This window comes from Limosilactobacillus viscerum (genome assembly GCF_947387525.1).
Lineage (GTDB): Bacteria > Bacillota > Bacilli > Lactobacillales > Lactobacillaceae > Limosilactobacillus > Limosilactobacillus viscerum.
This window is the reverse complement of sequence record NZ_CANDNW010000011.1, coordinates 1-13,180: the sequence shown is the minus strand read 5'-3', so window position 1 is coordinate 13,180 and position 13,180 is coordinate 1. Positions and strand designations below refer to the sequence as shown.

The following is a 13,180-nucleotide window of genomic DNA, read 5'->3' as shown; positions in this document are numbered from 1 at the left end:
GGAATTAACATGAAAAAACTTTGGAAAACGCTCGCTGTAGCGGTGACACTGGTAGCAGCTGTGGTTGGTACCGTCGCCTTTAGTAATAACGCAACCGCCAAGGCGGCATCGAATAAGAAAACCTTAGTTGTTTACTTTTCCCGTACCAAAGGGGTTTATGGTGGCTCCCTGAGTAAGGGTAACACTGCCCAAGTAGCCAACTTTATCAAGCAAAAGACTGGTGCTGATACTTACGAAATCGTACCAAAGAAGGCTTACCCAAACGGTTATGACCAAACCACTAAGGTTGCCCAACGGGAACAAGACCGTGATGCCCGTCCGGCAATCAAGGGTAAACTCCCTAATGTTAGCAAGTATGACACTGTCTTTGTCGGTGGCCCAATCTAGTGGGGTGAATACCCAATGGTTGTCCGGACCTTCCTGGACAAGGAAAGTGGCTTGAACGGTAAGACCTTGATTCCATTTACGACATCTGAAGGTTCTGGTCTGGGTAACACTAGTTCAGTTCTGAAGAAGCAATTCCCAAAGTCTAAGGTACGCAAGGGCTTTACTGCTCGTGGTAACTCAGTCAAGAATAACCCAAGTCAAGTTCAAAAGCGGGTTAACAGCTGGCTTGATGGTCTTGGCTACTAATACGGTGGGTTAAGATGAAAAAGACACACATTGCAAAAATGGCGGTAGTCTGGCTGGCCCTGGTGGCTTTGTCGCTACCGCTTATTTACCTCTTAGACACGCAAATGCTTGATACGCCCGACCACTTGATTGCTTACGACCTGGGGATTGTTGCTTATGTTTGGTGGCTAGCGACAATTTACTTCTCAACCCGGCCCCGGTGGCTGGCACAGCAGATAGGTTTACCATCGCTGTACCTGTTACACGGGCTGCTAGGGGTTCTTGCACTAGTGGCAGCAACTTTCCATAAGTTCATTGCTTTTTCGATGTTTCCGTTGATTAAGGATACGGGAAACATTGCCTGGTATTTGGAAATCTTCATGATAGTATATGCGATCCTCTTCCTGTCCGGCTGGCTCGTTGACTGGGTTCAATGGGTTCGCATTTTAAAGGGAATACTAGAACGACACGTCTTTAAGCACCAGGTTTCTATTTGGCTCCACCGGCTGAATTGGCTGGCGGTTGCCTTGATTTGGCTCCACGTTCAACTAATTGCCCGGTTGAATGTCCCCGGTTTTCGGTTAGTCTTCAATGCCTATACTATACTTGCAATTTTGGCATATGCGGTGTGGAAAATTCGCTGGTCGGTTGCGGCTAGCGCAGGGGTAGTGGTTGAAAACGAGGCCATTGATGACCAGCTCCAAAAGGTAGTTATCCGTCTTTCAACCACGCAACCGGCATACCAGGCGGGGGATTTCTACTTTGTTTCGTTCCGGGATAAAAATAATGTTTCATATGAAACACACCCGTTCTCGGTAGCGTCAGCCCCGCGCCAGAACGGCAACGAATTGACTTTAACGATCCACCGCTTGGGCGACTTTACAAGAAAAGTTTCCCAAATTCCAGTGGGGACCGCGGTAAAGTTGGCGGGTCCGTTTGGTCAATTTGACCAGGAAGTTTCTGCCGCTAACGGTCCGGTAATCCTGTATGGCCTCGGTTCAGGGATTGCACCATTGCTTAGTTTGGCGAACCAGTATGCGGGACAGAAAAAGCTCCACCTCATTTGGTCGGGCCCACAGGTGAATGATGAATATTACCAGCAACAGTTAGCTTCATTACGCAAACAAGGCGTACAGGTTGATGCCCAGCACCACCGCTTTGATGAAACTCAACTGTGTGACTTAATTAGTGATGCGGAAGTCGCTGAGGGTCAGGTAATCATTGTTGGTTCTGCCAACCGTGTTCTTAAGGTTCGGCATACTCTTCGCCAGCGTGGTTTCCACAAGGGCTAGCTATCAGATGAGCGGATGACAATGTAAAATATGAAAATGCGCACCTTTCTTTCTAGAAATGTGGCGCATTTTTTGTATACTTTAATTAAGTATTAATTATTTTAGCCATGTTAGCGAGAATAGGAGCGATTGTATGTCATATCAAATCAAGGAAGTTAGCGAATTACTGGGGATCAGTATTTATACCCTTCGCTATTACGAACGAATTGGCCTCTTAAACAACGTCAAGCGGGACCAGTATGGCCGACGGGAGTTTTCTGAAGATGACATTTTAACCCTCAACACGGTTGAATGCCTCAAGCAGACGGGGATGTCCCTCCAAAATATCAAGCGGTATGTTCAACTCGTTGGCGAGGGAATCGATACTGCCCCGGAACGGTTACAATTATTTGAGAGACAGCAGGCAAAGGTTGAAGCCCAGATGCAGGACCTCCAGGAGAAGCTTGACCTGATTAATGGCAAGGTTAAGTATTACCAAACGGCGGTCGAAGAGGGACGACTTGATGTTTGTCATGATGAAAAGTCAGCTCTTGTTCAAAAACTTCTCCAAAAAGAACCGTTGCCATAGAGTTAGCTCCAGCTCATATAATCAGTCTGAGGTGATTATATGAGTATTCTTTTTGTTAATGCCAGTCAAAATCCGACTGGTAATACCCACCAGTTTGGTCAACGCTTTTTAAGCGGACACGATTACCAAGAAGTTGCACTATCTCAGTACAAGGTTTACCAGCTTGGGCAAGATTATCCTGATGACCAATTCAGCGTAATTTATGATCAGTTATTAGCGGCAGATCAAATTATCCTGGGGACACCAGTGTACTGGCACACGATTAGTGCCTACCTAAAAGTATTGATGGAACGGGTATCACAAATGCCAGTGGAAAAAGTGAAGGCACTTGCCGGTAAGCAAGTTTACTTACTGGTACAGGGAGCCGACCCAAGCGACACAATTGGTCCGGCAACGAAGTTAGTCAGTCGTTTCTGCAAGGTGCTCGGCTTGGATTTTGTGGGCGCAGCAACACCGAATAAGAAGTTTACAAAGTTACAGCAAAAATTATGAAAATAAACAGCCTGTGACATGAGTTATCGCTGGAAGTATTCGAAACTAATAAAAAGTGGTCGTGACAAAAGCCAAACTTTGCCATGACCACTTTTCATTCTTTTTGTTCGTTTTTAAATAGTTTTATATGCTTAATTAGTTTAAATATTCGATTTTTGTTTAAAAATTAGTTGATTTAAAACAAATAGTTCGTTATTATAATGACACATTCGAATGTTGTTGCACTGTTACTCGTGAACTTACAAAGGAGAAACTGACTAATGCAAAACGAATTCTCAACTGTTGAAGAGGCACTGACTCAATTAAAGAATGGTGGCTACATTATCCTCGCTGATGATGAGAACCGGGAAAATGAAGGAGACCTGGTTGCTCTTGGCGATGGCATTGATGCTGGGACCGTCTACGAGATGCTTAATGAAGCTAATGGGCTGATGTGCGTTCCCGTCAGCGAACAAATTGCCGATCGGCTGGGCTTTAAGCCGATGGTTGAACACAGCACCGACCCGAACCAAACACCATTCATGGTTACTGCCGATGGGACTTATGAAGCTACCGGTGTTACTACCGGCGTTTCTGCTTTTGACCGTGCAGCAACAATTCGACAGATTGCTAAGCCAACCGCGAAGGCAACTGACTTTAACCACCCTGGTCATATTCAACCCCTGTATGCACAAGAACGGGGGCTTCGTGACCGGACTGGCCATACTGAAGCAGCGGTTGACCTTGCCTACCTTGCTGGTAAGGAACCAGTTGCAGTAATTATTGAAGTCTTGAAGGAAGATGGAACGATGGCTCGTCGGGACAGCCTGTTTGAATTGGCACAACGGGTCCATGTCCCATTCCTGACAATTAAGCAAATTACAGATTACATGGATGCTAAGGGAATTGATTACGCGGCTCAACTGGCGCGGGTCACTGAATAGTAAATTTCACCAAAGACGTTTTTGACGGGTGTGACAGCGGATGTTGTCCACCCGTTTTTTATTACCAAATCATAAGCAATTTAGTTTAGGCCGGACCACTTACCACCATTTGCTTTTTTACTACCCAACTAGTTATAGTTAGAAGTATTAATTAATGGAGGAGAAAGATTGTGAATAAGAAAGTTATGATGGCAGGAGCAATGCTTGCCGCAACCACGTTGATGACGGTCACACCATTAACGGACGCCCCAGTTGCCAACCACCTTATTAGTTCGGCAATGGCTAGCGCTAAGTACAACGATAGTGAGTATGCATTGATGGGCTACCTAATGCTGGATAAGGACGCAAAGATTGCTGAAATTGCGAAGGAAAAGCCAGCAAAAGATGGAATTGGGATGACGTTAACCCAAAAGGGAAATACCTACACAATCGGTTTTGGTGGCCATACTACCGACATGATCGTTAATGCGGATAGTGTCACTGTTAGTTATGATGATTTTAAGAGTGATGGTACCGGAATGGGGGATAAGAACGCGTCAAAGACCTATTCTAAGTCAGCATTAGCTGCTAAGTATGGGGATGATAAGCCTTACTTTGACCGGATTATTAAGAACTTTAACCTCAGTACCGGCACCGGCCAGGCAAGCCAACAGCCAGCCAAGAACTCAACTGGTAGCAAACTGGAGTATAACTCGATTACCCCGATGGAGACAGCGGCGGCTATTGTTTATTACCAACAGCCACGGATGTTTAAGGACTCAGTGAAAAATGGCGGCATGGAGCTTCGCCAGCGTGATTCCAGCGATGTTGATGAACCCGGCAACGGAATTATGTTTGAACTGGTTACTAAAAATGCCCAGGAAGGTAGTTTTGACTACACCGTTGACCATGATGGTGAAATTTACTTCTATGGTGCCGGTGACCACCACCACGGATCGGTTAACTTACATAAAGTGATTAATAAGGTTAATAATGACGGTGCCGTTGCCAAAGTTCGTGCCCTCGCAACGGAAATTGATTTTGTCCACTAGTTTTTAACTTGGGTATCATATTCATGGCTAGTTGAAGAGTGGGGGAGGAAACGGAGGAAGTTTATATATCTCTAGAACCCTCCGCGAGAGGTCCAGAGCTTGGTTTTTGCCGGGCTTTGGGCCTCTTTTGTGTGCCGCATTGTGTACTTTTGATTCATTGATTACTAATAAGATTAAATGGTGCGACTAATTGACTGTTGGTTAGGATTCGTGAAAAGTTTTTAACACTTTCTGGATGGGGATTAGCGATCCAGGCTTTAACCATGCCAATTATTCCGTCAACAATTAAGACTTGTGCGTATTTAGCCGGAATTTGATCAGTAAAGTGGGCATGGTAGAGGTCGATGCGGGTATCAAGCTCCTGGGCAGTCAAGTCCCATAGTTGTTCTGTAAACTGGGGGTCACCACGTTTCGACAGGAGGGCCTTAAATAGTGGTCGTTCTTGGTCGATTAGCGTTAACACATTGGTGAGGAAAAAATAATTTTGTTGCCAAAGTGCTGACTTATCAGTAAGTGAATTGAGAAAGTGACGGTGGTCGACGGAAAAAGCGGTAGTTAGTTGCTTAACTAGGCTCTGTTCTAGTTGCTTCAGGAGGTCGAACTTATCTTGATAATGGAGATAAAAAGCGCGCCGACTAATTTTGGCCGTTTTAATTAAGCTCGTTACGGTTACTTGGTTGAAATTTTTTCTCCGTAGTTCATGAATAAAAGCCAGTTTAATCTGCTCGTGAGTTCGTTGCCACCGTAAATCATTGCCATTCATTATTTTCACCAGCTTAATAACATTTTAATGCACATTTTAACTACTATTATAAATTGGTTCTATGTGTGAGGACAATTACAATGGATTAACTAAGTACATGGAGGAAGCAAAATGTTAAATGTTATATTAATGGGTGGCAATGGGTACCTTGGTCGTAACTTTGTGGCCCAGTGGTTGCAGAATACTACGGATGATGTACACTTCTATGTTTTGTCACGTTCTGGTAAGAACCAGCAGGTAATACCGGCAGTAACAACTCTGGCAGTTGATGTAACTGATGAGGAAGCCGTCCTGGCCAAGATTCCGGAGCAGGTTGACTACATTGTTGACTTTGTAGGGGCACCCAATAAGGATCCCCACGTATTTAAGAAGCTTAATCAACAACCCGCCCACGTAATGCGGCAAGTGGCTGAAAAAAAGCATTGTCGGGCAATGGGCTTCGTTGGGGGTGTGCTGGGGCCTAAGCAGTTTACTAGCACCAAGAAGCAATTAATTAAGTACTTACAGGAGAGCACAATTCCGTTGGCCTATGTTGAACCAACACTAGTGTACGGCGCTGGGCGTCATGACCCAATGACCCGCAATGTTCCAGTACTAAAGTTTCTGGGTATCTTTTCAAAGAAATTTAAGCCGGTCCTGGTGGGCGATGTTGTAAATGAATTACGGGAAAAATTAGTAAAAGCTGGCCGTTAGCATCAGAAACTAACTTTATTAAATTGCTATACGTTTGCCGTATGCCTCCATAGAGATCAAGTAATTTTCATTTGGCCGGATTAGCCATAAGATATAGACAATGATTATGAAAGAAATTAAAGGAGCGAGTTTTAATGGCTAACGTAGAAACTTTCAAGTTAAATGATGGTAACAACATTCCGGTAATTGGTTTTGGGACTTTCCAAATTCCAGCCGATGGTTCAACTTATGATGCTGTTAAGATGGCTTTGGCCGCTGGTTACCGCCATATTGATACTGCCGTTGCCTACTTCAACGAACAAGAAGTAGGTAAGGCCATTAAGGATAGTGGTATTCCCCGTGACCAAATTTGGGTAACTACTAAGATGTGGTTACAAGACTACAAGTATGAAGATGCAAAGAAGTCAATTGAAACTTCACTGAACAAGATGGGGCTGGACTACATTGACCTTTACCTCCTGCACCAACCATACGGTGAAGTTGAAGAAGCATGGAAGGCCTTAGAAGAAGCTAAGAAGGCTGGTAAGATTCGGTCAATTGGTGTTTCTAACATGACACCAAAGCTGTGGAACAAGTTTGTACCAAACTTTGATGAAGTGCCTTCCGTCAACCAGGTTGAATTCAACCCTTACTTTCAACAAAAGGAATTACGTGAAATCTTGGCCAAGGATAACGTTCGTGTTGAAGCCTGGGCACCACTGGGTGAAGGTAACAAGGACCTGTTGAATGAACCAGTTATCCTGGATATTGCTAAGAAGTACAACAAGAATGCCGGGCAGGTAATCCTCCGCTTTGAAAACCAAGAAGGAATTGTTGTCTTCCCTAAGTCAGTTCACGAAGCACGGATTAAGAGTAACCTGGACATCTTTGACTTCGAATTAACTGACGAAGAAATGGATAAGATGCGGGCTCTTGATAAAGGCAAGGGGATGCATGATCCAGATGCACCTGGTGTTGCTGAATCACTTCTGAATGCATTTGATGTTCACGCAAACGACTAATAAATCAATTTGAACGGGGCCTAAATTGCCGCCGTTCTTTTTTATCACTATCTATACCTTTCAAACATGAAAAACTAGTAGTAATAAGTATTTAACATATTAATTATCACCAGTTAAGATTAAGTTAATCACCCAGATACGAGGAGGAGATAGGATGGCAAAGACAATTGTTTTATATTATTCCGCTACAGGAACAACGAAGGCAATTGCAGAATATATTGCTCAACAATTAGGTGCGGATCTCCACGCAGTTCAAGCGGCCCAGCCATATACTAGTACCGACCTAAACTGGCACGATACTAGTACCCGGGCAACGGTTGAACAGCACCAGCACAATAGTCGGGTGGCAATAAAGGATGACCTGCCTGACTTGGCCGATTACGACAATGTTGTGATTGGTCACCCGATTTGGTGGGGAATTCCACCCCGCCTAGTTGCAACCCTGATTGACCAGTTGGACTTAAATGGTAAACACGTTGCCCTATTTGCTACTTCCGGCGGGTCAACCTATGAACGTTCACAAAGTTTCGTGGAACGGACAATTAAGGAAAACGGCTATGAAGTCACCCTTAATGAAGGAGCGGTTTTAAATAGCCCAGCACGAGTTGACCAGTGGTTGCCACGCCAGAATTTTAAAAAATAAAAAACACGATTGGCGTAGGGATACCCATCTTATCGTGTCTCAAATGTCAATTATTGGTAGCTAGTGTCCGGTAAGCTGGATGCTAGCTGCTATTTGTGTATTGTAGTTACTATTACTTTAGTGGAGGTAGCGGCGGAGAAATTCCATTTCTTCGTGGTTACATTGCTTGGCTACCTCGTCACGTTGGTCAATGTGGAAGACGTGACCCCGCGGATCTTTTTGGGTTCCGTATTCCTTGAACTGGTGGTAAACATGGCGGTCGGTTAAGAATTGGTCAAAACGAACACCAGTATCACGGAGCGGGTCGTCATAGGAAGTCATGACAAACGTTGGCAAAAAATCGGTAGTGATATAGTCCTCAACCCGCAGACTTTGCTGGTACTTTTCCCGAACGGCGGGTGTGAAGTATGCGTCGATGACGGATGGCTTGCTAAGCTGTTGCCCTAAGAAGTAGCAGCCGCAGTTGAGTAAGCCGGCACGCAAGGTCAGTTGGGGTTTAGTAAAGCCGAGCAGTTTACGGTATTCGGGATTGGTGTAAGCAGTAATGTATTGTTCCGCCATTTGGCCGCCAGCGCTATCGCCAGTGATGAAAACATTGTTAAGGTCGAGGTCATGGTTGTGTCCATTAGCGGCAACCCAGTGAAATACTTGGTTAACCTCATTAATTTCACCGGGATAGTGAACAGCAGGTGCCTTTTGGTAGTTAAAGTTAACAAAAGCAAACCCGTGTTGGGCAAACATTAGCCCGTAATACTGGTAAGTCTCCTTGGTACCGTAGAAGTAGCCACCGCCATGGACATTGACGACCACGGGAACCAATCCCTGACGCTTGCGGGGAAGGTAGATGTCGAGGTAATTGTCCTCACCGTGGCTGCCATAGCTGAGATTATCAATTCGTTCAACGTCATGGGGATGGGAATCTAAGCCGGCATCACGCTTGTCGTCATTTTTCTTCCATTCCCGACGGTATTTCTCGTATTTTTCGTTAATTTCGGACATGATTACACTTCCTTTGATTTCCCTATATAGTAACCCATCTGATAAAAAACTGCTTGCCTTGAAGCTTGCTACAAGGTTTATATTGACGTTATGAATTAAAGTTGAGGAGGAAAAATAATGGCAGCAAAAGTATTAATTGCGACCTATTCTAAAACTGGCAGCACCAAGCGGGTGGCTGACCAGTTGCAAAATTTAATTCCTGGAGCAGATACCTTTGAAATTAAGGTACCAGCGGGAACATTCCCTAATGACATGTTCGCTACCAATGATGTTGCTAAGGAACAAATTGACAGTGGCAATTACCCTGAACTGGCGGGTACAATGCCAGACTTCAGTAAGTATGACCTGGTATTAGTAGGTAGCCCTGTTTGGAGTGCCGCACCAGCAACCCCAATCCATACTTTCTTGGAAAAGATGGCTGGCTTTAGTGGAAAAGTGGCAACATTTTATACTCATGCCGGTACCCCGGGCGCATATGAACAAGTCTTTGAGCAGTGGGCACAGGGCTTAAACGTATTGCCTGGTCATGCCGGTGGCAGTAACCTGCAGCAATGGGTAGATAAGTTACTCTAGTGAAATACTAAGTGAGGATGGTAAATGGATATTCAACAAGCAGCGGAACAATTATCGATTTCACCAGACCAAATTCGGCACTGGGAACATGCTGGAATTATTCCACCGATTGAGCGGAACCGGCAGGGCTTTCGGCAGGTTGAAGCTGTGGATCTTGAGTGGCTTCGCTTTGCTAAGATGCTAAATCAAATGCACGTTTCGCGTGATTTTCAGATTGAATATGTAAAATTGGCACAGCTAGGCAAGGAGGCTACTCCGGCACGGGTAAACCTGCTAAAGGAGCAGCTGGCGACATTGAAGGATGATTACCAAAGCCTAGTTGATGAAATTGGGCGGATTGAGGGCCTGGTAAAAGAACGGCAGGCAGTCAACGAGAATTGATGGAGGAAGCAGCTTGAACATTAAAGAAGTTAGCGAACGGTTGGATATTCCCAAAGAAATGCTTCGTTACTGGGAAAATAGTGGCTTAATTCCGAAAGTGCCACGTAATGATAGCGGGTACCGGGACTACACTGAGCGCGAGATTAAGTGGGCACTTTTTGTTAAGGCAATGCGCAATGCTGGAATGTCGGTCGACTCCTTGATTGAATTTGTAAATCTTTACCGGAATAACAAGGACAGCCGCGATGCACAATAGTCCTTGATTAAGGAACAGTACGAAACGTTGGTTAAGAAGCGTGACGAGCTAAATAAAACAATTAACTACCTTGCTTATAAGCTTGACCACTTTGAAAGTCATGTTATTCCCTTTCTTGAAGAAGATGAGTACTACCAGTTGCGGAAGAAAAAGATGCTTAAACAAGATAACTAAAGGGCATGGAACCAATCTAATTGTTAGAAGTGGTTACCATGCCCCTTAAGCATGAAATGTCACTAATAATAAGTATTTTAAATTACAAAACTGCTTGTTTATGATAAACATAACGATTAACTGAGGAGGTAAATGGAATGAGTAAACCTTACGTTTTGGTTCATATGATGATGTCTCTCGATGGTCGGATTGACTGTGGGATGACAATTCAATTGCAAGGTAATGACCATTATTATGCAACGCTAAACAGCTTGGATGCACCAAGTCGGATTAGCGGTCGAGTAACTGCTGAAACTGAATTAACTGGTGGCGGTAAGTTTAAGGCTAATGGTGACGCGCAGCTAGGTAAGGAAGACTTTGCTAAGAATGCTGCTGCAGGCAGTTATAATATCGTCATGGATACCAAGGGAAGTCTGCTCTGGGGTAATGATGATGGTGCGACCCAACCACACTTGATTATTACTAGTGAACAGGTTTCGCCAGAATACTTAGACTACCTCAATGAAAAGGGAATTTCCTGGATTGCCACTGGTAAGGAACACATTGACTTAGGACGGGCGCTGGAAATTCTTGGCGATAAATTCGGCGTTCAACGGGTAGCAGTTGTCGGCGGCGGTAAGATTAATGGCGGCTTTCTCGACGCGGGTCTCGTTGATGAAGTTAGCGTTGTAATTGGTCCCGGTGTAGACGGTCGGACCGGACAGCCGAGCCTGTTTGACGGTCGCCCCAACAGTCGAAGAGTACTGCCATTGAAGTTAAAAGATGTTCAATCATATGATGATGGTACGATTTGGCTGCGGTACTTAACAAAGTAAAAAATAAGCTGGCAGAAGGATTAATCCGTTGCATTTAGCAACAGGAATAATTCTTTTGCCAGCTTTTAATGTTTCACATGAAACATTACTTAATTAACTTAAATACTTCATTTTCCGGCAGGTAATCCTTATCGCCAGCTGGTGCTTCGATTGCACCAAATGGCATTTCAGCCCGCAATTGCCATGAAGCAGGGAGGTTGAAGGCTTCATGAACTGCTTCGTCAATTAGTGGGTTGTAGTGTTGCAAACTAGCGCCAATCCCTTGTTCTGCCAATGCTGCCCACACTGCCTGCTGAGCACCGCCGATTGCTTGTTCTGCCCACGGAGCGAAGTTAGCCGCGTAAGATGGGAACTGTTTTTCGAGATTATGTACAATTTCAGTGTCAGTTAAGTAAAGGACTGTTCCATAGCCAGCGCGGAAACTAGCGATTTTAGCCTGAGTCTTCTTAAAGGCTTCAGGGTCCTTCACAATCTTACCCAATGTTTCTTCAACGATGTCCCAGACCTTATCAGAGGACGCACCAAAGAGGACGACCGCCCGGACACTTTGACTATTAAAAGCACTGGGGGAATTACGGACGGTTTCTTTTACCAGGTTAAAAATTTCTTCTGGTTGGGCGTCGACCCGGTCACTGAGGGCATAGATTGACCGGCGCTTTGCTAGTAATTCATTAAACTTTGATTCCATAATGGATGACCTCCTGATTAGCTTGCTTATTTACTTACTAATAGTAACCTAATAAAATGGGGACACAAGAGGTGAATTATTTTTCACCTGGTCATTAGTAGGTTAAAATGGTTCTCGATAGGAGGTGCCGCCGATGGCTAAACCAATTAAAAATTGTCCAATCGATCAGACGCTACAGGTGATATCAGGTAAATGGAAGGCAGTAATCATCCATGTACTTCTTGAAAATCCGGTTTGCCGTTTTAGTGAATTACAGGCAAGATTGAAGAACTGCTCGCGGCGGATGCTGGCACTTCAACTGAAAGAATTAGAGCGGGACGGGATCCTGACCAAACGGGTTTACCCAACCGTCCCGGCAACAACTGATTACTCGCTAACGGAGCGTGGCAAGCAACTGAAGCCGATTATTGATAGCATGCAATCCTGGGGGGAATAATTAAAGATGCTTTTCTTGCTTGCCCTCTAGCCAACTCAAGGGAATATATTTCTTGTTAGGGTTAGTAAAAGATGGTGCAGTAATTAAAGTGATGATTTTAGGAGCGGCTGGTCAAATTGGCCGCATGGTCACAAAGAACCTGCTTGAGCAGACAGATGATGAGCTAGTCTTGTATGGCCGGAATGTTTCAGAAAGGCTTCGGGGTTTTGCAAGTGACCTGGTAAGCCTGGTGGATGGCACATTTGAAGAGGTAGCAAGGATTAAGAAGCACTTAGCAGGGGTAGATGCCGTCTACCTCAGTTTTGTTGCAGGTCCGCAAATTGTAGGTTCCTTAATTAAAGTACTTGATGAAGTAGGGATGAAAAAGTTTATCGCCTGCAATGTCCCTGATATTTACCAGGAAGTAACTGGGAAATTCCAAGCGTGGTACCGGAAACATACCGGATTAACTTGGCGAAGTTCGCGGCTGGTATCAGCGCAATTAATGGAAAACAGTGACCTGGACTATATTGTCTTGCGGATTACCTGGCTTTATAACCAAGATGGAAATACCGCAATTCACGTAACTAAAAAGGTTGAACCCTTCACCGAGTCTCAAATCACCCGGCAGGTTGTCGCCCAGTTTGTGACTGACCTGTTGACGGGTAAAGCAGATTACCACCGGGAAAGCCTTGGAATTGGCGAACCAAACACGGATTGGGAAAAACCAAGCTTTTATTAATTAGGCAGATTGTAAAATTTAAGTTGAACATATTAGTGGACAAAAAAACCCATAAAGGTCTTTAATGGTGTCACCACAACATTCCATTAGAAAGAAGGACCTTTATGGGCACCACTATT

At 44.6% G+C, this 13,180-nt stretch carries 18 protein-coding genes and 1 pseudogene; 16 read left to right on the top strand and 3 right to left on the bottom strand.

Annotated features, from left to right (window positions below):
- Nucleotides 1-9 precede the first annotated feature (9 nt).
- The 6 genes and pseudogenes from QOS07_RS04590 (at nucleotide 10) to QOS07_RS04565 (ending at nucleotide 4,918) form a co-directional block, all read left to right on the top strand.
- Nucleotides 10-633: pseudogene (locus QOS07_RS04590) on the top strand (flavodoxin).
- A gap of 14 nt (nucleotides 634-647) precedes the next feature.
- Nucleotides 648-1,904, top strand: coding sequence for an FAD-binding oxidoreductase (locus QOS07_RS04585; protein ID WP_283587824.1), 1,257 nt, complete (start codon nucleotides 648-650; stop codon nucleotides 1,902-1,904).
- 133 nt (nucleotides 1,905-2,037) lie between these two features.
- Complete coding sequence (locus QOS07_RS04580; RefSeq protein ID WP_283587823.1) at nucleotides 2,038-2,472, top strand: MerR family transcriptional regulator; 435 nt, start codon at nucleotides 2,038-2,040, stop codon at nucleotides 2,470-2,472.
- Nucleotides 2,473-2,511: 39 nt separating this feature from the next.
- On the top strand, nucleotides 2,512-2,964 hold the full coding sequence (locus QOS07_RS04575) for a flavodoxin family protein (protein WP_283587822.1): 453 nt from the start codon (nucleotides 2,512-2,514) through the stop codon (nucleotides 2,962-2,964).
- A 260-nt stretch (nucleotides 2,965-3,224) separates the two neighbouring features.
- Entirely contained in the window at nucleotides 3,225-3,887 is a 663-nt protein-coding gene (gene ribB / locus QOS07_RS04570) for a 3,4-dihydroxy-2-butanone-4-phosphate synthase (protein ID WP_283587821.1), read from the top strand.
- A gap of 170 nt (nucleotides 3,888-4,057) precedes the next feature.
- The gene (locus QOS07_RS04565; RefSeq protein WP_283587820.1) at nucleotides 4,058-4,918 is read left to right on the top strand and encodes a hypothetical protein; all 861 of its coding nucleotides are present in this window, start codon (nucleotides 4,058-4,060) and stop codon (nucleotides 4,916-4,918) included.
- A gap of 154 nt (nucleotides 4,919-5,072) precedes the next feature.
- Here QOS07_RS04565 and QOS07_RS04560 read toward each other — a convergent pair whose 3' ends face one another.
- Entirely contained in the window at nucleotides 5,073-5,681 is a 609-nt protein-coding gene (locus QOS07_RS04560; protein WP_283587819.1) for a TetR/AcrR family transcriptional regulator, read from the bottom strand.
- A gap of 111 nt (nucleotides 5,682-5,792) precedes the next feature.
- Here QOS07_RS04560 and QOS07_RS04555 point away from each other — a divergent pair, with 111 nt between their 5' ends.
- From QOS07_RS04555 to QOS07_RS04545, 3 genes are all read left to right on the top strand, one after another.
- Nucleotides 5,793-6,374 (top strand): NAD-dependent epimerase/dehydratase family protein, encoded by a 582-nt coding sequence (locus QOS07_RS04555; RefSeq protein ID WP_283587818.1) that lies wholly within the window; start codon nucleotides 5,793-5,795, stop codon nucleotides 6,372-6,374.
- Nucleotides 6,375-6,508: 134 nt separating this feature from the next.
- The gene (locus QOS07_RS04550; RefSeq protein WP_283587817.1) at nucleotides 6,509-7,375 is read left to right on the top strand and encodes an aldo/keto reductase; all 867 of its coding nucleotides are present in this window, start codon (nucleotides 6,509-6,511) and stop codon (nucleotides 7,373-7,375) included.
- Nucleotides 7,376-7,529: 154 nt separating this feature from the next.
- Entirely contained in the window at nucleotides 7,530-8,018 is a 489-nt protein-coding gene (locus QOS07_RS04545) for a flavodoxin (RefSeq protein WP_283587816.1), read from the top strand.
- A gap of 117 nt (nucleotides 8,019-8,135) precedes the next feature.
- On the opposite strand, the gene QOS07_RS04540 is transcribed toward QOS07_RS04545, so the two are convergent.
- Nucleotides 8,136-9,017 carry an alpha/beta hydrolase gene (locus QOS07_RS04540; protein ID WP_283587815.1) on the bottom strand — a complete coding sequence of 294 codons (882 nt, stop codon included), beginning with the start codon at nucleotides 9,015-9,017 and terminating at the stop codon, nucleotides 8,136-8,138.
- Between the two features lie 117 nt (nucleotides 9,018-9,134).
- On the opposite strand from QOS07_RS04540, the gene QOS07_RS04535 reads away from it, so the two are divergent.
- The 5 genes from QOS07_RS04535 to QOS07_RS04515 all read left to right on the top strand — a co-directional run bounded on the left by QOS07_RS04535 (nucleotide 9,135) and on the right by QOS07_RS04515 (nucleotide 11,216).
- The gene (locus QOS07_RS04535) at nucleotides 9,135-9,590 is read left to right on the top strand and encodes a flavodoxin (RefSeq protein WP_283587814.1); all 456 of its coding nucleotides are present in this window, start codon (nucleotides 9,135-9,137) and stop codon (nucleotides 9,588-9,590) included.
- Between the two features lie 24 nt (nucleotides 9,591-9,614).
- Nucleotides 9,615-9,971 carry a MerR family DNA-binding transcriptional regulator gene (locus tag QOS07_RS04530; protein WP_283587813.1) on the top strand — a complete coding sequence of 119 codons (357 nt, stop codon included), beginning with the start codon at nucleotides 9,615-9,617 and terminating at the stop codon, nucleotides 9,969-9,971.
- A 13-nt stretch (nucleotides 9,972-9,984) separates the two neighbouring features.
- Nucleotides 9,985-10,227 carry a MerR family transcriptional regulator gene (locus tag QOS07_RS04525; RefSeq protein WP_283587812.1) on the top strand — a complete coding sequence of 81 codons (243 nt, stop codon included), beginning with the start codon at nucleotides 9,985-9,987 and terminating at the stop codon, nucleotides 10,225-10,227.
- A gap of 3 nt (nucleotides 10,228-10,230) precedes the next feature.
- Nucleotides 10,231-10,401, top strand: coding sequence for a hypothetical protein (locus QOS07_RS04520; protein WP_283587811.1), 171 nt, complete (start codon nucleotides 10,231-10,233; stop codon nucleotides 10,399-10,401).
- Between the two features lie 137 nt (nucleotides 10,402-10,538).
- Complete coding sequence (locus QOS07_RS04515) at nucleotides 10,539-11,216, top strand: RibD family protein (RefSeq protein ID WP_283587810.1); 678 nt, start codon at nucleotides 10,539-10,541, stop codon at nucleotides 11,214-11,216.
- Between the two features lie 85 nt (nucleotides 11,217-11,301).
- Here the strand turns inward: QOS07_RS04515 and QOS07_RS04510 are convergent, their stop codons facing one another.
- Complete coding sequence (locus tag QOS07_RS04510) at nucleotides 11,302-11,904, bottom strand: nitroreductase family protein (protein ID WP_283587809.1); 603 nt, start codon at nucleotides 11,902-11,904, stop codon at nucleotides 11,302-11,304.
- A 133-nt stretch (nucleotides 11,905-12,037) separates the two neighbouring features.
- Here QOS07_RS04510 and QOS07_RS04505 point away from each other — a divergent pair, with 133 nt between their 5' ends.
- Nucleotides 12,038-12,340 (top strand): winged helix-turn-helix transcriptional regulator, encoded by a 303-nt coding sequence (locus QOS07_RS04505; RefSeq protein WP_283587808.1) that lies wholly within the window; start codon nucleotides 12,038-12,040, stop codon nucleotides 12,338-12,340.
- 82 nt (nucleotides 12,341-12,422) lie between these two features.
- A complete protein-coding gene (locus QOS07_RS04500; protein ID WP_283587861.1) occupies nucleotides 12,423-13,061 on the top strand; it encodes an NAD(P)H-binding protein in 639 nt (212 codons plus the stop codon).
- The last annotated feature ends 119 nt before the right edge of the window (nucleotides 13,062-13,180 follow it).